Genomic DNA, 17,139 nt, shown 5'->3' with positions numbered 1-17,139 from the left:
GGGGATGTGGCCCGGCTTTCCGATGCCTACGTCCACCAGATCTCCGTCTGCGGGTGCTCGTAGCGGCGGACTGGGCGGGCGGCGGCCCGGTCAAGGTGCCAGCCGGGCGAACCGGTAGCGGGGCCAGTATCCGACGGTCGAGGGTTGAGCCCGGGCAGGTATCCGATCACGTGCCACCACGCTCGCAACCTCCCCGGGCAGTACACCTAGCGCACCGCGGCCCGCTCGATGATCGCTCCCGTGTCGACGCCGGCCGGGAGCGTGCCGAACGCCACGCCCCAGTCGCCGCCGAAGCGGGAGGCGCAGAACGCGTCGGCGACCGCCGGGTGGCCGTGGCGGACCAGCAGCGAGCCCTGCAGCACCAGCGCCATCGCCTCCACCAGCCGCCGCGCCCGGTACTCGATGCCGTCGAGGTCCGTCAGCTCCTTGCGGACGCGGTCCACGGCGTCGTCCAGCCGCGTGTCGCCGCCCGCGGCCTGCTCGACCTCGGCGAAGAACGCCGCCACCGACTCCGGCTGCCGGCCCATCGCGCGCAACGCGTCCAGCGCGGCGACGTTGCCCGAGCCCTCCCAGATCGAGGACAGCGGCGCCTCCCGGTACAACCGCGGCATCCCGGACTCCTCGACGTACCCGTTGCCGCCGAAGCACTCCAAGGCCTCCGCCGCGTGCGCCGGCGCCCGCTTGCACACCCAGTACTTCGACACCGCCAGCCCCAACCGGCGGAACGCCTGCTCCTGCTCGTCGTCCCGGCGGTCGCCCGCCGCGGCCAGCCGCATCGCCACCGTCGTCGCCGCCTCGGACTCGAGCACCAGGTCGGCCAGGACGTTGGCCATCAGCGGCTGGTCTACCAGCGCCTTGCCGAACGCGCGCCGGTGCGTGGCGTGGTGCACCGCCCGGACCGCACCCAGCCGCATGCCCGACGCGCTGCCCAGCGTGCAGTCCAGCCGGGTGTTGTTCACCATCTCGATGATCGTGCGGACCCCGCGGCCCTCCTCGCCGACCAGCCAGCCCACCGCGCCGTCGTACTCGATCTCCGAGGACGCGTTCGACCGGTTGCCCAGCTTGTCCTTCAGCCGCTGCAGCAGGATCCGGTTGCGCGAGCCGTCCGGCAGGACCCGGGGGAGCAGGAAGCACGACAGCCCGCCCGGCGCCTGCGCCAGCGTCAGGAACACGTCGCACATCGGCGCCGAGGTGAACCACTTGTGCCCGACCAGGGTGTAGCTGCCGTCGCCGGCCGGGGTCGCGGTCGTCGTGTTCGCCCGGACGTCGGAGCCGCCCTGCTTCTCCGTCATCGACATGCCCGCGAGCAAACCGCGCTTGGTGCTGGGCTCACGCAACCCGAAGTCGTACTCGGTCGTCGCCAGCAGTGGCTCGTAGCGCGCCGCCAGCTCCGGGTTCGCGCGCAACGCCGGAACCGCCGCGTAGGTCATCGAGATCGGGCAGCTGTGCCCGGCCTCGACCTGGCCCCAGACGTAGAACTTCGCCGCCCGCGCCGCGTGCGCCCCCTCACGCGGGTCCCGCCACGGCGTGCCGTGCAGGCCGTGGGCCGTCGCGACCGTCATCAGCTCGTGCCAGTACGGGTGGAACTCGACCTCGTCGACCCGGTGGCCGTACCGGTCGTGCGTGCGCAGCACCGGCTCGTTCTCGTTGACCAGCCGCCCCCACTCCTGCGCCTGCTCGGTCCCGGCCAGCCGGCCCAGCTCGTGCAGCTCACCGGCCGCCCAGCCGGCGCCGGCCCGCTCGAGCCCGGCCAGCAGCGCCGGGTCGTCGGCGACGTCGTGGCCCACCAGCGGCGGAACCTGGTTGGCGACCTCATGCGTGGCGGGCATCGGGACCTCCTAGAGCGCGAAGGATGAACGTGCGGAGCTCGGCGACGTCACCAGCGTTCCCGCTGGTCAACGGCCCGATCAGGACTTCCGCGGCGGCGCCGACGAGCGCGGCGGCGGTGAGCAGGCCGTCCTGGGGCGGCAGGACACCGTCCCGGACCCCGGCGGCGACGTGCTCGGCGATCACCGCGGTGTAAGCCCGCCGGAACTCCAGCCGCTCGGCGTCGATGAGCGCGTCGACCGGCTCGGCCAGCAGCGCGTACGCCTGCTTCGGCGCCTTCAAGGCTCGCTGGGCAAAGGTGTCGACCGCCGCCAGGACCCGTTCGGCGGGGTCACCCGCCGCGGCCGCCGCGACCCGGACCGCCTCGACCTCCCGCGTCACGACCTGCCGGAAGACGTGCACGACCAGCTCGGCCTTGGTGGGGAAGTGCCGGTAGACGCTCCCGACGGCCACCCCCGCACGTTCGGCGACGGCGGCGACGGAGCAGCCGCTGTAGCCGTGCTCGGCCAGCTGCCGCGTGGCGGCGGCGACGATCGTCTCCCGCTGGGCGTCGAGGCGTTCCTGCACCTTCGGGGTGCGGCGGTAGGGCACGCCAAGAAGTGAAGCACTGATTCATTGCTTCAGTCAACGCTTGACCAGCGCCACCAGGTACCGACACGGCACCGGCCCCGGGTTCACGAACACGCAGTTCGCAGCCGGCCCCAGCTGCAGGCAGTCCCCGGCGGCCAGCTCGTGCACCTGCGCCCCCTCGTGGAACCGCAGGTGCCCGGCCAGCACCCAGATCTGCTGGTGCAGGATCGCATACGTCCCCGCCACCAGCGGCACCTCCACCCCCGGCGGCAGCTCCACCTCCACCAGCTCCAGCGGACGCCCGGCCGCGGGGGAGACCGACCGCCGCCGGTAGCCCGTCTCCGGGTCCGTCCACACCGGCTGCTCCGCCGCCCGCGCCAGGCGCCGCTCGTCGCCCTCCGCGCGCGCGATCAGCTCCGACAGCGTCAGGCCCAGCGCAGCCGACAGCTTCGCCAGCAACGCCGCCGTCGGCTGGACGTCGCCGCGCTCGATCTTGCCGATCATCGCCCGCGACACCCCCGACGTCTCGGCGAGCGCGGCCGCCGACAGGCCTCGCGACGTGCGGGCGGCGTGCACGGTGGCGGCCAAGCGAGCGGTCAGGGGATCGGTCATGACTCGGGATACTATACGAGCCACTGCCGCTACCATATGAGCCATGATCCGAGCCGCCACCACCGAGGACGCCGCCGCCTGCGCCGCCCTCTACGCGCCCTACGTCACCGACACCGCCGTCTCCTTCGAAACCGAACCACCCGGCACCGCCGAGATGGCCCGGCGCATCGACAGCGCCCACGCCTGGTTCGTTTTCGAAGACCACGGCCACGTCGCCGGCTACGCCTACGCCACCCGCTTCGCCGACCGCGCCGCCTACCGCTGGTCCTGCGAGACGAGCATCTACCTCGAGCAAGGCCGCCGCCGCACCGGCGCCGGGCGCGCGCTTTACGAAACCCTCTTCGACCGGCTGCGTGCCCGCGGGTTCTGCCGCGCCTTCGCCGGCATGACCCTGCCCAACGACGCCAGCGCCGGGCTCCACCGCGCCCTCGGGTTCGAACCCGCCGGCGTCTACCGCCGGGTCGGCTGGAAACACGGCGCCTGGCACGACGTCGCCTGGGTCCAGAAAGACCTTCGCGCAACCGAAAGTTGCACATCGGCACCCGCCGAGCTAACGTGACACGCAACCAAACGTTGCGCGAGGAGCACCACATGGAACACGGCACCATCGAACGCGAAGTCCACATCGACGCCCGCCCCGACGTCGTCTTCGACGTCGTCAGCAGCCCCCAACACCTCCGCGAATGGTGGCCCGACGAAGCCGAATACCCCGTCGAACCCGGGGGAGCGGGCCGCATCGCCTTCGGCGGCTCCTGGGTCCAGTTCACCGTCGTCGACGCCGTCCCACCCAAGCACTTCTCCTTCCGCTGGACTCACGCCGAAGACGAGACCGCCGCACCCGGCAACTCCTTCCTCGTCGTCTTCGAACTCGAACCCGACGGCACCGGCACCCGCCTCCGGATGACCGAAACCGGCTTCCGCGAACGCGGCTGGGACGAAGCCAAGATCGCCGCCGAATACACCGACCACGAAACCGGCTGGGACCACTTCCTGCCCCGCCTGCACGCCTACGCCCCCCAAGCCGGAGCCACCCCGTGAGCACCGCCGTGGACGACGACCTCTGGTCCGCCGTCGGCGACCCCACCCGCCGCCGCCTGCTCGACCTGCTGCTCGAACAGGGGAGCGGCACCGCGACCAGCCTCAGCGACCACCTCCCGGTCACCCGCCAAGCCGTCGCCAAGCACCTCGCCGTCCTCGACCGCGCCGGCCTAGTCCACGCCCACAGCGCCGGCCGCGAAAAGCAGTTCCGCGTCGACGAAACCCAGCTCGCCCGCGCCGTCGCCCAGCTCACCGACGTCGGCAACACCTGGGACGCCCGGCTCCGCCGCATCAAGCGCATCGCCGAGACCATCGAGAAGACCGTCGAAAAAACTGTTGAGAAAACCAACGAGAGGAACCCGTAGAAATGGACATCCTGCACCGCATCGGCGTCCACAACGCCACACCGGACCAGGTGTACACCGCACTCACCACGATCGACGGCCTCGCCGGCTGGTGGACCGAAAAGACCGAAGGGGAGACCGGCACCGGCGGCGTCATCGCGTTCCGCTTCATCCCGGGCGGCTTCGACATGAAGGTGCTCGAACTCGACCCGGGCAAGCTCGTCCGCTGGGAGGTCGTCGACGGACCGCCGGAGTGGATCGGCACGACCATCCGCTGGGACATCGAGCAGCGCGACGACTACACGATCGTCCTGTTCAAGCACGAAGGCTGGCGTGAGGCGGGCGAGTTCATGCACCACTGCAGCACGAAGTGGGCGAGCTACCTGCTGAGTCTGAAGCAGCTCGTGGAGACCGGGGAGGGCGCCCCGAGCCCGCGGGACGTGCAGATCAGCGACTGGCACTGACGTTACTTGACATAATGTACATTATCGGCACTTGGTGACGTCCTGGGACGACGGGCCGGGAGGGGCGCAGAACCGACGGTCGGGCCGGTGCCGGGTTCGCGAGAGCGTTCGGTTCGCCAGGACGGCTCCTGCGGGGATTTCGAGGGGGCTGCAACTCGGCCGCGGGTGGAGATGAGCCCTCAGAGGGCCGAGAGCATCCCCTGGGAGTCGCTGACTCAAGGTCCGGTTACCCGACCTCAAAACGTCACGGTGACGAAATCGACCGGAGTTCGGCAGCCCGGGACGGCGTGCAGTGCGCTCGCCACAGCTGGTTTCCACCAGGAACTCCGCCAATCCCCGGATCCCGGGCCTTCGAAGCGAAGTCGAACATATGTGCGCATCGCTCGGAATCGAGCCGCGACGGCGTCTCAAGGGCTCGAATCAGGCCTCCGGAGAGAACCGTGTCCCCCGAGGGGAAGATCCTGGGTCATTCCGGTATTTCATGCATAATTGCGGTTATGCATGAAATACCGGGTCCGGGCCCGGGCGCGGAAACTGTCGGTGGTGTGCGGTACAAGATCCACATGAAGGTTTCCGAGGCCCAGCAAGCCTTCTTCGCTGCCCGTCGTCCCCGCAAGGACTCCCCGCACACCACCGACGCCTACCGCCGCGACCTCGCCGGCCTCACCACTCTCCTGGTTTCCGAGCTCGGCCGGCCCGCCGAGGAGCTGGAGGTCGCCGACCTCACCGGGCCGGCGTTGCGGGCGGCGTTCGGTGCGTTCGCGGACGGGCACGCGAAGAGCTCGGTGCTGCGGGCGTGGTCGACGTGGAACCAGTTCCTGACGTTCTGCGTGGCGGACGGGCTGCTGGCCGGCAACCCGATGGGTGCGGTGGCGCGGCCGCGGACGCCGGCGTTGACACCGAAACCGTTGCGGGGCGAGGAAGCTCCGGAGCAGCTGCTGTCGGCAGCGGCCGCGGGGTCGCGGCGCGCGCGGGATCCGTGGCCGGAGCGGGACGTGCTGGTGATCGCGCTGGGGTTGGTGGCGGGGTTGCGGGCGGCGGAGATGCGGGCGCTGACGTCGCGGTCGCTGGTGGGGCGCGCGGGTGAGCTGCGGTTGCACGTGAAGGGCAAGGGCAGCCGGGATCGGTCGATCCCGGTGCAGCCGGTGCTGGCGGAGTTGATCGAGCGGTACCGGGAGTCGTGCCGGGTGCGGTTCCCGAACGTGCGGTTCTCCCCCGGTTCGCCGTTGCTGCTGGATCGGGCGGGCGAGCCGATCGGGCGGGGTGCGCTGGAGTACCTGGTGAAGTCGTGTTACCGGGGTGCGGGGTTGCACGACCGGGTGCCGGTGGGGGCGAACCTGCACGCGTTGCGGCACACGTTCGCGACGCGGTTGGCGGAGGACGGGGCGACGGCGTCGGAGATCATGGCGTTGCTGGGGCACGCGAGCTTGGCGACGAGCCAGAACTACATCGAGGCGACGGGCCGGGAGCAGCGCGCGGCGGCGGCGAGCAACCGGACGTACCGGGCGTTGGACGGCTTGGGCTGAGGCTGTCGGACCACAGTGTCCTGCTTATGTACGAACCGGTACGTTCGCGGCAGCTTGCAATGAACGAACCGGTACGTTCGCAACCACCCCGCAATGGACGAACCAGTACGTCCCAGATCGCTCATAATGAACGAACCGGTGCGTCCGAGGGGCCCGGCAATGAACTAAACGGTACGTTCAGCGCCCCGGCGGCGTGGACGAAACGGTTCGTTCACGCCCTCTCCCCCGTGCGGGAGTCAGCGGAGCTGTTCGAGGTCCTTGGCCGCGCGGGCGATCTCGGCGGCGAGGCCGCGCAGCTCTCGGGGGTCAGCGCCGTCGTCGGCGGCGGTGACGATGTCTTCGGCCGCGCAGCGGAGCTGGAACAGGCGGTCCTGGAGGGCGGCGATTTCGGTGTCGGAGAGCACGACGGCGTCTTCGGGGAGGCCGCTGCGCTGGAGGGCGGTGCGGCGTTCGTAGGCGCGCTGGCGGCAGGATTGGCCGCAGTAGCGGCGTCGGCGGCCGACGTTGCCGGCTTCGGGGAGGCGGCGGCCGCACCAGCCGCAGTGCTTCGGGGCGCCGCGGCGGGCGGGGGCGGGTTCGAGCTGGGTCAGTTCGGCGGCTTCCCTCACCCGGGAGACCCTAGCTGGCCACTGTTTGCTCATGCCGGGGTCATGGCGGAAGGGCACACTTGGGGGATGCAGGCGTCGTTTCCGTACCTGGCCGATCCGGTCCCCCGTGCTTTTGCGCACCGGGGGTGGCACCTCGATGAGCTCGAGGGTTTGGAGAATTCGCTGCCGGCGTTCCGGCGGGCGTGCGCGGAGGGGTACCGGTACCTCGAGACGGATGTGCACGCGACGGCGGACGGGGTGGTGGTGGTCCACCACGACGCGAACCTGGATCGGACGACGGATGGTTCCGGGCCGATCGCGGCGCAGACGTGGGCGCAGCTGAAGGACGTGAAGGTGGGTGGGAAGGCGCCGTTGTCGCGGCTGGAGGACGTGCTCGAGGAGCTGCCGGATGCGCGGTTCAACGTCGATGTGAAGGTCGATCGGGCGGTGGAGCCGTTCGTCGAGGTGCTGGAGCGGACGAAGGCGTTCGACCGGGTGGCGGGGGCGGCGTTTTCGGATGCGCGCCTGGTGCGGTTGCGGAAGCTGGCGGGGCCACGGCTGGTGACGGCGATGGGGCCGCGGTCGGCGTTCGCGTTGTGGGTGCGGGGGAAGTTGCCGCTGCTCCCCCTGGGCCGGCTGGTGCTGGGGGCGATGGCGCAGGTGCCGGTGCGGCAGGGTGCGTTGCGGGTGGTGGACAAGGCGTTCCTGGCGATGGCGGGCCGGTCGGGTGTCGAGGTGCACACGTGGACGATCGATGATCCGGCGGAGATGCGGATGCTGCTGGACCTGGGGGTGCACGGGATCGTGACGGACCGGCCGGACCTGCTGCGTGAGGTGCTGATCGAGCGGGGTGCGTGGCGGCAGTCGCAGGAGCCGTGAGGGTCAGCGAGGTGGTTTGCCGGTCCAGGCGGCTTCCCAGGTCTTGGGGCCGAGGAGGCCGCTGTCCTTGATGCCGTTGGCGCGTTGGAGGTCGAGGACGGCGGTGCGGGTCTTGTCGAGGTAGCAGCCGGTGCCGGTGAAGCCGTAGCCGAAGGCGTTCATGCGGAGCTGGAAGGTTTTGAGGGGGTCGGCGCAGTCGCCGTAGCGGTAGACGACGCCGGGCCACGGGGGTTTGGCGCTGCCGGGGCCGGGTGGCGGGGCGGGTTTTCCGCCGCCGCCGATGTAGGCGGATTCGGTGTAGGTGGGGACGCGTTTGCTGCGGGCGTCGGCGTCGGCGGGGAGTTTGAGCATGCCGGCGCACTGCCAGGGTTGCCAGCCGCGCATGCGGTAGAGGTAGAGGGCGCGGTAGTCCTGTTCGGCGGGGGCGGCTTGGTCGGGGCGGCCCTGTCCGCCGACGCTGCGCCAGGTGGGCAGGTCGAACTGGTAGGCGCCGTAGTAGCCGTTGCCGGTGTTGGTGGTGTAGCGGTCGCTGGACTCGCACATGCGGAGCTTGGCCCAGGTGCTCGACGCGGGGTCCGCGCCGGCGGCGGTGGGGGCGATCAGCGGCAGACCCATGGCGGCGAGGGCGAGGAGCAGCAGTCTCGCCACGGTGCGTCGACGGTTATGGATCATGGGTGCACAGTAGGAGTGTGTCCCACTGACCACAACAGACACGATGGGCGCTCCAGTCTCACATGCACCGCTGTTCACAGTGGCCGTCGACACGCCGTGAAGGACGGACGGGGGTGTCGTGGGAGGCCGATGGATGAGCACGAAGCGACAAACCGGACACGGTTTGGATGGTGCGGTCACCCGGGTGGCGGTGTGCCCGTAGTCTCCGCGCTGACCTGGAAGTTCTTGGATCGAAGGAGCCGTGGATGACGCTGGCCGGGACGCGCTCGACCAGGCGCGAGCGCTGGGGCTGGTACTTCTACGACTGGGCGAATTCGCCGTTCTATTCGTCGACGACGACGGTGTTCGGTGCGCTGTCGATGAGCTCGATCGCGGCTGCGGACGCGAAGGCGAACATCACCCTTAACGGGGACCGCGCGTGTCTGAACGCGGCGGGTGGGACGGACACGTTGCACCACTGCGACGTGACGTTGTTCGGGCTGCACTTCCCGGCCGGTTCGGTGTGGGGGTACCTGCTGTCGGTGGCGACGGTGGTGCAGGTGCTGGTGCTGCCGATCGCCGGTGCGGTGGCCGACCGCAGTCACAACAAGCGGCGGATCCTGGGCGGGTTCGCGTTCCTGGGTGCGGCGGCCGCGGCGGCGATGTTCTTCTTGACGGGTTCGGACTGGCAGCTGGGTGCGGCGCTGTTCATCGTGGCGAACATCGGGTACGGGGGTTCGCTGGTCGTCTACTACTCGTTCCTGGTCGACATCGGCGGGCCGGACGAGCGGGACGGCATTTCGGCGAAGGGCTGGGCGTTCGGGTACCTGGGCGGTGGGCTGGCGCTGGCGTTGCAGCTGGGGTTCTACCTCGGTCACGACGCCTTCGGGGTCGGCCAGGACCTCGCGGTGCAGATCTGCTTCCTGACGTCGGGGTTGTGGTGGGCGGCGTTCACGTTCCCGGCGGTGCGGGCGCTCCCCCGCCGGCACACGCCGGTCGAGGTCGCGCCGGGGCGTTCGGTGCTGCGGGCGGGGTTCACGGAGCTGCGGCAGACGCTGGTGGCGGCGAAGGCGTTCCCGTTGACGCTGGCGTTCCTGGGCAGCTACCTGGTCTTCACCGACGGGATCAACACGGTGGTGACGGTGTCGGCGCAGTACGGCAAGGACGAGCTGGGGTTCGGGAACGAGGTGTTGATCGTCACGATCCTGGTGATCCAGTTCGTGGCGTACCTGGGTGGGACGCTGCACGGGCTGGTGGCGCGGCGGGCCGGGGCGAAGCGGACGATCCTGGGCAGTCTGGTGGTGTGGGTCGTCGTGCTGGCCGGGGCGTACTTCGTGCAGCCGAAGCAGATGCTGCAGTTCCTGGCGGTGGCGGTGGGGATCGGGCTGGTGCTGGGCGGGACGAACGCGTTGTCGCGGTCGCTGTTCAGCCAGATGATCCCGGCGGGCAAGGACGCGCAGTACTACTCGCTCTACGTCGTGGGTGAGCGCGGGACGTCGTGGCTGGGGCCGTTGGTGTTCGCGGGTGTGGGGCAGGCGACGGGCTCGTTCCGGCTGGCCATCGTGGCGCTGGTGGTGTTCTTCGCGGCCGGGTTGGTGCTGGTGTGGCTGGTGCCGGTGCGGCGGGCGATCGTGGCCGCGGGCAACACCCCGCCGGAGGTTCTGTAGCCACCGATAGGGTCGGGCGTCGTGACCTTGCTCAACGACGCCGCCGGCGCTGATCCCACCGATGCCCTGTCGTCGGTTCCCGCGGCCGGTTCGCGCCGCGGGACGCCGCCGGTGGGCAGGCTGAAGTTCTGCTACGGGCCGATGGACTGCGGGAAGTCGACCCTGGCGCTGCAGATCGACCACAACCACGCGCGGCAGGGCCGCCGGGGGCTGGTGCTGGTGCGCCACGACCGGTCGGGGGCGCCGCAGATCTCGAGCCGGATCGGGCTGACCCGGCAGGCGGTGGAGGTCGGTGAGGACACCGACGTGCGGGATCTGGTGCGGCAGGAGTGGGCGCAGGGCCGGCACGTGGACTACGTCGTGGTGGACGAGGCGCAGTTCCTCTCCCCCGGTCAGGTCGACCAGCTGGCGGAGCTGGCCGACGAGGTCGAGATCGACGTCTACTGCTTCGGGATCGCGACGGACTTCCGGAGCCGGTTGTTCCCGGGGGCCGCTCGTCTGTTCGAACTGGCGGACGAGCTGCAGCCGGTTCAGGTGGAGGTGCTGTGCTGGTGCGGGCTGCCCGGGCGGTTCAACGCGCGGGTGGTCGACGGCGAGGTGGTGCGTGAGGGTGACACCGTCGTGGTGGCAGATACCGAACAATCCATAGTCGAAACTTCAGCTTCAGCACGTTTTGAGGCTGAATTTGCTACTGTGCGTTATCAGGTATTGTGTCGCCGCCACTTTCGATCGGGTGACTTGGGGCCGGTTACCGCTCATCACGGTCAGTTACGGTTGACCTGACCGAGACGCGAGTAGCCCATCCGGGGGATATCAGCACTAAGAGGCCGTATTGACGTCACGCCAGAGCGCGAAACGCCTCCTACTAGGAGAAGCTGATGCAGGCGGGTGACGCAGCTCATCGTGAGCAACGACATGGTGGTCCGGGAATCCTCCGGGGCCCCGGGTCGTTGCATAGGGTGAGCAACACCCTGGCTCCACCCCGGAGCTGACTGAAAGGACCCCCATCATGGCCGACCGTGTTCTTCGTGGAAGCCGGCTGGGAGCGGTCAGCTACGAGACCGACCGCAACCACGACCTCGCTCCACGCCGCACCGTGCGCTACGCCTGCCCGAAGAACCACGAGTTCGAGGTGCCGTTCTCCGACGACGCCGAGATCCCGACGGTCTGGGAGTGCCGCCTGCACGGCAGCGAATCGGAGATCGTCGATGGCGGGCAGCCCGAGCAGAAGAAGGTCAAGCCGCCGCGCACCCACTGGGACATGCTGCTCGAGCGGCGCACGATCCCCGAGCTCGAGGACCTGCTGAACGAACGTCTCGCCGAGCTGAAGGGCCGCCGGACCTCCCGGTCGGCGTGACCTTCTGGAACTCGGCCCAGTAGCCAAGCTCCCACCACAACGGAAAGGCCCCCGCGACCTCCCCCCGCGGGGGCCTTTCGCATGCCCGGGACCCCGGAACAGTCGGCCTGCGTCCCTGGAGGGTCGGCCTGCGTACCGGAAGGGTCGGTTGGCGTACCTGGACGGTCGGACACCAGCCGACCCGTCCGGTGCACGATCCGACTCCCCCGGTACGCAAGCCGACCCCTCAGGTACGCGGGCCGACTGTCCAGGTACGCAGGCCGACCCTCCGGGTACGCGGGCCGACTGTTTGGGTGCGGGTCAGGTGGTGCGGAACGGGCCGTGGAGGGCGGCCCACTGCAGGAGCATGATCGTCTTCGCGTCCGCGATCTCGCTGGTGCCGATCATCTCGAGCGCCTTGGCGAACGGGAGCTCGAGGACCTCGATGTCTTCGCCCTCTTCCGCTAGGCCGCCGCCGGTGCCGCGGTCGGCGGGGTCGTAGGGTGCCGCGTAGCAGTGCAGGCGTTCGGTGACCGAGCCCGGGCTCGTGTAGACGTCGAACACGTGCTCCAGCGAGCCGATCCGCACCCCCGTCTCCTCCTCCGCCTCCCGCCGGATCGCCGTCTCCGGGTCGTCGGCGTCCAGCAGGCCGGCGGCGGTTTCGACGAACATGCCGTCCGGGTGGTCGTTGACGTAGACCGGGTAGCGGAACTGGCGGGTGAGCAGGACCGTGCCGCCTTCGAGGTCGTAGAGCAGCACCGTCGCGCCGTTGCCGCGGTCGTAGGTCTCGCGCTGCTCGGTCGTCCAGCGGCCGTCGGCGTGCTGGTAGTCGAACGTCGTGCGGCGCAGCACGTACCAGGCCGACGACAGCAGCTCCACGTTGGTGACCCGGACGCGGGGGTTGCGGGACAGGCTTGTCGAAGAGGTCATGCCGCGACCATAATGTGCACGACTCGGAAGAAACAAGGAGGATCGTGCATGCTGGCCGGGGAACGCCGTGAACTGCTGCTGGTCCGGCTCGCCGCCGACGGCAAGGTGCTGGCCAAGGACGTCGCGGCCGAGCTCGGCGTGTCGGAGGACAGCATCCGCCGTGACCTGCGCGACCTCGCCGCCGCTGGGCTCTGCCAGCGCGTCTACGGCGGTGCGCTGCCGGTCTCCCCCGCCGTCGCCGACTACGCCGGCCGCACCACCATCGCCGTCGACGGCAAGGACCGGGTCGCCGCGGTCGCGGCCGGGCTGGTCCAGCCCGGCTCCACGGTCATCCTCGACGGCGGCACGACCACCCTCGCCGTCGCGAAGGCGCTGCCCGAAGACCTCGAGGCCACCGTCGTCACCCACAGCCCGACCGTCGCGGTCGCCCTGCTGGACCACCACGGCGTCGAGGTGTTCCTGCTCGGCGGGCGGCTGTTCCGGCACTCCGCCGTGACCTGCGGCGCGGCCGCCGCCGAAGCCGCCCAGGCCATCAGCGCCGACGTCTTCCTCCTCGGCGTCACCGGCGTGCACCCCGACGCCGGCTTGACCACCGGCGACGCCGAGGAAGCCGCGATGAAGCGCACCCTGGCCCGGCGCGCGGCCGACACCTACGTGCTGGCCAGCGCCGAGAAGCTGGGCGCGGCGTCGCGGTTCGGCGTGCTGCCCTTGGCCGACGTCGCCGGGATCGTCACCGACGCCGAAGAGAAGAACGTGCAGGAACTTGCAAGCCGGGGCGTGCCGATTCTCCGGGCGTGACCTCGACGAACCACTCGCGGCCCGCCACCACGCCGAACAGCGGCGCCGGCAGCCACACCAGCAGCCGCAGCACCGCCGAGAGCCGGCCGGGGCCGCGGACGTCGGACACGTGCGCGGCCAGCGCCGCCTGCTTGCGCGCGGCGAACCGCCGCACGTCGAAGCGGTGGGTGACGGCCGCGGCCGGGCTGTAGGCGTGCTCGAGGGTCTCGGCGTCGTAGTCGAACGGGATCCGCAGCGCCCGGACCACCCGCACGAACCGCACCGCGAAGTCCCGCGGCAGGGTCGCCTCCAGCAGCCGCGTGCCGGTCAGCCGGGCCGCCCGGCGGGCGACTTCGTGCACCTTCACGTGGTCGCGGTGCCCGTAGCCGCCGCTGCCGTCGTAGCCCAGCAGCAGGTCGGCGCGCTCCTCGTGCAGCAGCGCCGCTAGCCGGTGCGCGGCCTCCTCGGTGTCAGTACGGGCGAAGCGCTGCCGCCCGGGCGGGTCGGCGTACAGCACGGGACCGTGACCGCTGTCGGCGTAACCCAGGTGCACGACGCGCCGGACGCCGAGGATCGCCGCAGCGGCCTCCAGCTCGGCCCAGCGCGGAGTCGGGTGCTCGGCCGCCATGCCGTCGGTGGCCACCACGACCACCACCCGGTGCCCGTCGGCCGCGGCGCGGGCCAGGGTGCCGCCGCTGAGCAGGACCGGGTCGTCGGCGTGGGCGTGGAAGGCCACGATGGTCGTCACCGGCCCCATGATGGCCGAGAACGGGAGAAAACGGCGTGAGCGAACACCGGGTCAGGTTCGCGGCGGTCTTCGACGAAGAGGTCCGCCGCCAGAACGAGCGGTTCCGCGCGGCGGCTGCGGTGCACCCCGGCGAGCAGGTCCTCGACGTCGGCTGCGGCACCGGCGAATCCACCCGCCAGGCCGCCGAGGACGGCGGGACCGCGTTGGGCATCGACCTCTCCGCCGCAGCCATCGCGCGGGCCCGCGAACTCGGCGGAGCGGACTTCGCCGTGGCCGACGCGCAGACGCACCCCTTTCCCGCGGCCGCGTTCGACGTCGTCCTCAGCAGGTTCGGCGCGATGTTCTTCCCGGACCCGCCCGCGGCGTTCGCCAACCTCGCCCGCGCGCTGCGGCCCGGCGGGCGCCTGGTCCTGCTGGTGTGGCAGGAGCGTGACCGCAACGAGTGGTACTCGGTGCTCCACGACGCCATCGCACCCGGCACCCCCGCGCCGCCCGCCGGCCCGCACTTCTCCCTCGGTGACCCCGGCCACACGCGAACCCTGCTGGAGGGCGCCGGCTTCACCGACGTCCGGTGCACCGAGCTGCGCGACCCCGTCTGCTACGGTCCGGACCCCGTGACGGCGTGCGGGTTCGCCCTCGGCCTGCTGGACGTCCGGCAGCTGCTCGCCGCCGGGGACGAGCAGGCGGTGCCGCGGCTGCGCGAGGCGTTCGCCGCGCACCAGACGGCCGAGGGAGTGCTCCTCGGTGCCCGGGCCTGGCTCGTGACCGCGCGGCTCAGGCGCGCTTGAGGAGCTTGCGCAGCTGGTGCCAGCGGCGCTCGGCGCCCCACTTGGCCACCCGCAGGAACGCCTCGCCGATGATCGAGCCGTCCATCTTCGACTCGCCGATCTCGCGCTCGGTGAAGGTGATCGGCACCTCGACGATCTCGAACCCGGCGTCGGCCGTGCGGATCGTCAGGTCGATCTGGAAGCAGTAGCCGTGCGAGTTGACCTCGTCCAGCGCCAGCTTCTCCAGCACCGGACGGCGGTAGGCGCGGAACCCGGCGGTGATGTCGCGGGTGCGCATGCCCAGCGCGACCTGCGAGTACACGTTCGCGCCGCGGGAGAGGACCTGGCGCTTGAGCGGCCAGTTCACCACCGCGCCGCCCGGCACGTACCGGGAGCCGATGGCCAGGTCGGCGTCGCCGACCGCGTCCAGCAGCCGGGGCAGGTCCTCCGGGGCGTGCGAGCCGTCGGCGTCCATCTCGACGATCGTGTTGTACTCCCGGGCCAGGCCCCAGCGGAACCCGGCGATGTAGGCGGCGCCGAGGCCGGCCTTCTCGGTGCGGTGCAGCACGTGGACGTGGTCGTTGGCCGCCGCGCGCTCGTCGGCGAGCTCGCCGGTGCCGTCGGGGCTGCCGTCGTCCACCACGAGCACGTGCACCTCCGGGAGTGCCTTGTGCAGGCGATCCAGGATCGGGCCGAGGTTCTCCCGCTCGTTGTAGGTCGGGATCACCACCAGCACCGGCTCGATTTCCCGGGCCCCCCGCGGCGCCTGCGACATCCGTGCTCCTCCGATATCCGCGGCGGTCAGTCCGCCGCTTCCCCTGCCGTGCCGGCGCTGCTGCGCCGGGTGCGAAAACGGAGTACGAGCCCACCGGCCACCCCGGCGATCGCCAGAGCCAGCAGCCCGTACTCCGTCCACGCACCTAGTCGATCCGACAGCGTAGTCTGCGTCCGCAACGGCACGCGCCCGACCAGGGAATCCGCCGTGAAAAGGCCCGTTGAGCTGGTCACCGTTCCGTCCGGGGCGATGATCGCGCTGACGCCGGAGACCGCCGACACCACGACGGCGCGGCTGTGCTCGACCGCCCGCAACCGGGACATCGCCAGCTGCTGCACGCTCATCTCGCTTTCGCCGTACCAGGCGTTGTTGGTCGGGACGACGAGCAGCTCGGCGCCGTCGCGCACGGCGTCGCGGGCCGGGTAGTCGAACGCCGTTTCGTAGCAGATGAACACCCCGACCCTGGTGCCGGCGACGGCCATGGCCTGGTTGGCGCCGTCGCCGGGGACCATGTCGACGGTCTCGTTGTCGAGGAACGGGGTGACCAGCTCGGCGACCTTGCGGGCCGGGACGTACTCGCCGAAGGGCACCAGCTGCTGCTTGGCGTAGCGCCGGCCGGGCCCGGTGCGCGGGTCCCAGGCGATGACGGAGTTCTGCAGGTGGCCGTCGGGCAGCCGGTAGATCGCCCCGATCAGGGCGGGCGCGCCGAAGTTCGCGACGAGCTGGTCGACCTGCAGGTCCGGGCCGGTGACGGTGGTGGCGCTCTCCGGCCACACGACCAGGTCCGGTGCGGGCACCTGCCCGGCCCGGACGGCGGCGAGGAGCCGCCGGCTTTCGGCGATGGTGTTGTCGCGCAGCACGGCCCGCTCCCCCTGCAGGGCGAGCCCGATGTCCGGGGCGTTGCCCTGGACGGTGGCGACGGTGCGCTCGCCGTCCTGCGGGCCGGTGCCGATCGACGGCCACAGCGCCAGGCCCGCGACGACGGGCAGCAGCGTGCCGAGGGCGGCGAACGCCACCGGCCGGGCGAGCTTGCGCACCTCCCGCAGCCGGGCGGCCAGTGCGGCGAAGCAGAACCCGGTCAGGACGACGGCCAGGCCGACCAGCGGGGCACCCCCGATCGAGGCGAGCGGCAGGAACGCGCCCTCGGGCTGGCTGAAGGCCACGCGACCCCACGGGAACCCGCCGAAGGGGAACCACGCGCGCGGGGTTTCCAGCGCGACGAACACCAGCGCGCCCCACAGCGGCGCGGCCGGCAGCCGCGACACCAGGGTGATCAGCCCGCCGGCGAGACCGTGGTAGAGCGCCAGCGCGAACGACAGGCCCAGCCACGGCCACGGGCCGAAGTCGGGGCCCAGGAAGTCCAGCAGCCAGGTCAGCAGCGGGAGGAAGAACACGATCCCGAACGCGAAGCCGTAGCCGAAGCCGGCCCGGAACCGGCGTCCCCGCAGCACCAGCGCGAACCCCGCGAAGGCCAGGGGCGCCAGCCACCACAGCGGGCGCGGGGCGAAGCTGAGGTAGAAGGCGAATCCGGAGACAAGGGCCACGAGGGTGCGCAGGAGCCCGGGCCGGAGGAACCGCCGCGTGCGGGCGGGCTGGTGCGGGGCGCCCGGTTCGGGGTCCGCCACGGTGACTGCCACAGGC

20 protein-coding genes are annotated in these 17,139 nt (G+C 71.1%); 11 read left to right on the top strand and 9 right to left on the bottom strand.

Annotation, left to right across the window (positions count from 1 at the left end):
- Positions 1 to 206: 206 nt before the first annotated feature.
- From ACLJPY_RS04775 to ACLJPY_RS04765, 3 genes are read right to left on the bottom strand one after another with little or no spacing between them, the layout of a single operon-like run.
- On the bottom strand, positions 207 to 1,829 hold the full coding sequence (locus ACLJPY_RS04775) for an acyl-CoA dehydrogenase family protein (protein WP_410586778.1): 1,623 nt from the start codon (positions 1,827 to 1,829) through the stop codon (positions 207 to 209).
- Complete coding sequence (locus ACLJPY_RS04770) at positions 1,813 to 2,418, bottom strand: TetR/AcrR family transcriptional regulator (protein ID WP_410586777.1); 606 nt, start codon at positions 2,416 to 2,418, stop codon at positions 1,813 to 1,815. Before ACLJPY_RS04770 ends, ACLJPY_RS04775 begins: the two co-directional genes overlap by 17 nt.
- Before the next feature lie 33 nt (positions 2,419 to 2,451).
- On the bottom strand, positions 2,452 to 3,009 hold the full coding sequence (locus tag ACLJPY_RS04765; RefSeq protein ID WP_410586776.1) for a helix-turn-helix domain-containing protein: 558 nt from the start codon (positions 3,007 to 3,009) through the stop codon (positions 2,452 to 2,454).
- A gap of 43 nt (positions 3,010 to 3,052) precedes the next feature.
- On the opposite strand from ACLJPY_RS04765, the gene ACLJPY_RS04760 reads away from it, so the two are divergent.
- The 5 genes from ACLJPY_RS04760 (at position 3,053) to ACLJPY_RS04740 (ending at position 6,381) form a co-directional block, all read left to right on the top strand.
- The gene (locus tag ACLJPY_RS04760) at positions 3,053 to 3,568 is read left to right on the top strand and encodes a GNAT family N-acetyltransferase (RefSeq protein ID WP_410586775.1); all 516 of its coding nucleotides are present in this window, start codon (positions 3,053 to 3,055) and stop codon (positions 3,566 to 3,568) included.
- A 32-nt stretch (positions 3,569 to 3,600) separates the two neighbouring features.
- Complete coding sequence (locus tag ACLJPY_RS04755) at positions 3,601 to 4,047, top strand: SRPBCC domain-containing protein (RefSeq protein WP_410586774.1); 447 nt, start codon at positions 3,601 to 3,603, stop codon at positions 4,045 to 4,047.
- The gene (locus tag ACLJPY_RS04750) at positions 4,044 to 4,412 is read left to right on the top strand and encodes an ArsR/SmtB family transcription factor (protein ID WP_410586773.1); all 369 of its coding nucleotides are present in this window, start codon (positions 4,044 to 4,046) and stop codon (positions 4,410 to 4,412) included. Before ACLJPY_RS04755 ends, ACLJPY_RS04750 begins: the two co-directional genes overlap by 4 nt.
- 2 nt (positions 4,413 to 4,414) lie before the next feature.
- Positions 4,415 to 4,855, top strand: a complete 441-nt coding sequence (locus ACLJPY_RS04745; RefSeq protein ID WP_410586772.1) for an SRPBCC family protein — start codon at positions 4,415 to 4,417, stop codon at positions 4,853 to 4,855.
- A gap of 545 nt (positions 4,856 to 5,400) precedes the next feature.
- Positions 5,401 to 6,381: a tyrosine-type recombinase/integrase gene (locus ACLJPY_RS04740; RefSeq protein ID WP_410586771.1), complete on the top strand. Its 981-nt coding sequence runs from the start codon at positions 5,401 to 5,403 to the stop codon at positions 6,379 to 6,381.
- 236 nt (positions 6,382 to 6,617) lie between these two features.
- Here the strand turns inward: ACLJPY_RS04740 and ACLJPY_RS04735 are convergent, their stop codons facing one another.
- Positions 6,618 to 6,989 (bottom strand): hypothetical protein, encoded by a 372-nt coding sequence (locus ACLJPY_RS04735; RefSeq protein ID WP_410586770.1) that lies wholly within the window; start codon positions 6,987 to 6,989, stop codon positions 6,618 to 6,620.
- A 66-nt stretch (positions 6,990 to 7,055) separates the two neighbouring features.
- Here ACLJPY_RS04735 and ACLJPY_RS04730 point away from each other — a divergent pair, with 66 nt between their 5' ends.
- A complete protein-coding gene (locus ACLJPY_RS04730; protein ID WP_410586769.1) occupies positions 7,056 to 7,847 on the top strand; it encodes a glycerophosphodiester phosphodiesterase in 792 nt (263 codons plus the stop codon).
- 3 nt (positions 7,848 to 7,850) lie between these two features.
- Here ACLJPY_RS04730 and ACLJPY_RS04725 read toward each other — a convergent pair whose 3' ends face one another.
- Positions 7,851 to 8,519: a transglycosylase family protein gene (locus ACLJPY_RS04725; protein WP_410586768.1), complete on the bottom strand. Its 669-nt coding sequence runs from the start codon at positions 8,517 to 8,519 to the stop codon at positions 7,851 to 7,853.
- Between the two features lie 245 nt (positions 8,520 to 8,764).
- Here ACLJPY_RS04725 and ACLJPY_RS04720 point away from each other — a divergent pair, with 245 nt between their 5' ends.
- The 3 genes from ACLJPY_RS04720 (at position 8,765) to ACLJPY_RS04710 (ending at position 11,522) form a co-directional block, all read left to right on the top strand.
- Positions 8,765 to 10,165 (top strand): MFS transporter, encoded by a 1,401-nt coding sequence (locus ACLJPY_RS04720; RefSeq protein WP_410586767.1) that lies wholly within the window; start codon positions 8,765 to 8,767, stop codon positions 10,163 to 10,165.
- 21 nt (positions 10,166 to 10,186) lie between these two features.
- Positions 10,187 to 10,948, top strand: coding sequence for a thymidine kinase (locus ACLJPY_RS04715; protein ID WP_410586766.1), 762 nt, complete (start codon positions 10,187 to 10,189; stop codon positions 10,946 to 10,948).
- Positions 10,949 to 11,174: 226 nt separating this feature from the next.
- Complete coding sequence (locus tag ACLJPY_RS04710) at positions 11,175 to 11,522, top strand: RNA polymerase-binding protein RbpA (RefSeq protein WP_003081521.1); 348 nt, start codon at positions 11,175 to 11,177, stop codon at positions 11,520 to 11,522.
- Between the two features lie 300 nt (positions 11,523 to 11,822).
- Here the strand turns inward: ACLJPY_RS04710 and ACLJPY_RS04705 are convergent, their stop codons facing one another.
- Positions 11,823 to 12,431 carry an NUDIX domain-containing protein gene (locus ACLJPY_RS04705; protein WP_410586765.1) on the bottom strand — a complete coding sequence of 203 codons (609 nt, stop codon included), beginning with the start codon at positions 12,429 to 12,431 and terminating at the stop codon, positions 11,823 to 11,825.
- A 48-nt stretch (positions 12,432 to 12,479) separates the two neighbouring features.
- Here ACLJPY_RS04705 and ACLJPY_RS04700 point away from each other — a divergent pair, with 48 nt between their 5' ends.
- Positions 12,480 to 13,229: a DeoR/GlpR family DNA-binding transcription regulator gene (locus ACLJPY_RS04700; protein WP_410586764.1), complete on the top strand. Its 750-nt coding sequence runs from the start codon at positions 12,480 to 12,482 to the stop codon at positions 13,227 to 13,229.
- On the opposite strand, the gene ACLJPY_RS04695 is transcribed toward ACLJPY_RS04700, so the two are convergent.
- The gene (locus tag ACLJPY_RS04695; RefSeq protein WP_410586763.1) at positions 13,162 to 13,965 is read right to left on the bottom strand and encodes a PIG-L deacetylase family protein; all 804 of its coding nucleotides are present in this window, start codon (positions 13,963 to 13,965) and stop codon (positions 13,162 to 13,164) included. The genes ACLJPY_RS04700 and ACLJPY_RS04695 overlap by 68 nt on opposite strands.
- A gap of 26 nt (positions 13,966 to 13,991) precedes the next feature.
- On the opposite strand from ACLJPY_RS04695, the gene ACLJPY_RS04690 reads away from it, so the two are divergent.
- Positions 13,992 to 14,744: a class I SAM-dependent methyltransferase gene (locus ACLJPY_RS04690; RefSeq protein ID WP_410586762.1), complete on the top strand. Its 753-nt coding sequence runs from the start codon at positions 13,992 to 13,994 to the stop codon at positions 14,742 to 14,744.
- Here the strand turns inward: ACLJPY_RS04690 and ACLJPY_RS04685 are convergent.
- Complete coding sequence (locus tag ACLJPY_RS04685; protein ID WP_410586761.1) at positions 14,731 to 15,498, bottom strand: polyprenol monophosphomannose synthase; 768 nt, start codon at positions 15,496 to 15,498, stop codon at positions 14,731 to 14,733. The genes ACLJPY_RS04690 and ACLJPY_RS04685 overlap by 14 nt on opposite strands.
- A gap of 26 nt (positions 15,499 to 15,524) precedes the next feature.
- Positions 15,525 to 17,135: an apolipoprotein N-acyltransferase gene (gene lnt, locus ACLJPY_RS04680; protein WP_410586760.1), complete on the bottom strand. Its 1,611-nt coding sequence runs from the start codon at positions 17,133 to 17,135 to the stop codon at positions 15,525 to 15,527.
- Positions 17,136 to 17,139: the final 4 nt, after the last annotated feature.

The organism is Amycolatopsis sp. lyj-23 (assembly GCF_046549135.1).
Lineage (GTDB): Bacteria > Actinomycetota > Actinomycetes > Mycobacteriales > Pseudonocardiaceae > Amycolatopsis.
This window is presented reverse-complemented; position numbering and strand designations above follow the sequence as displayed.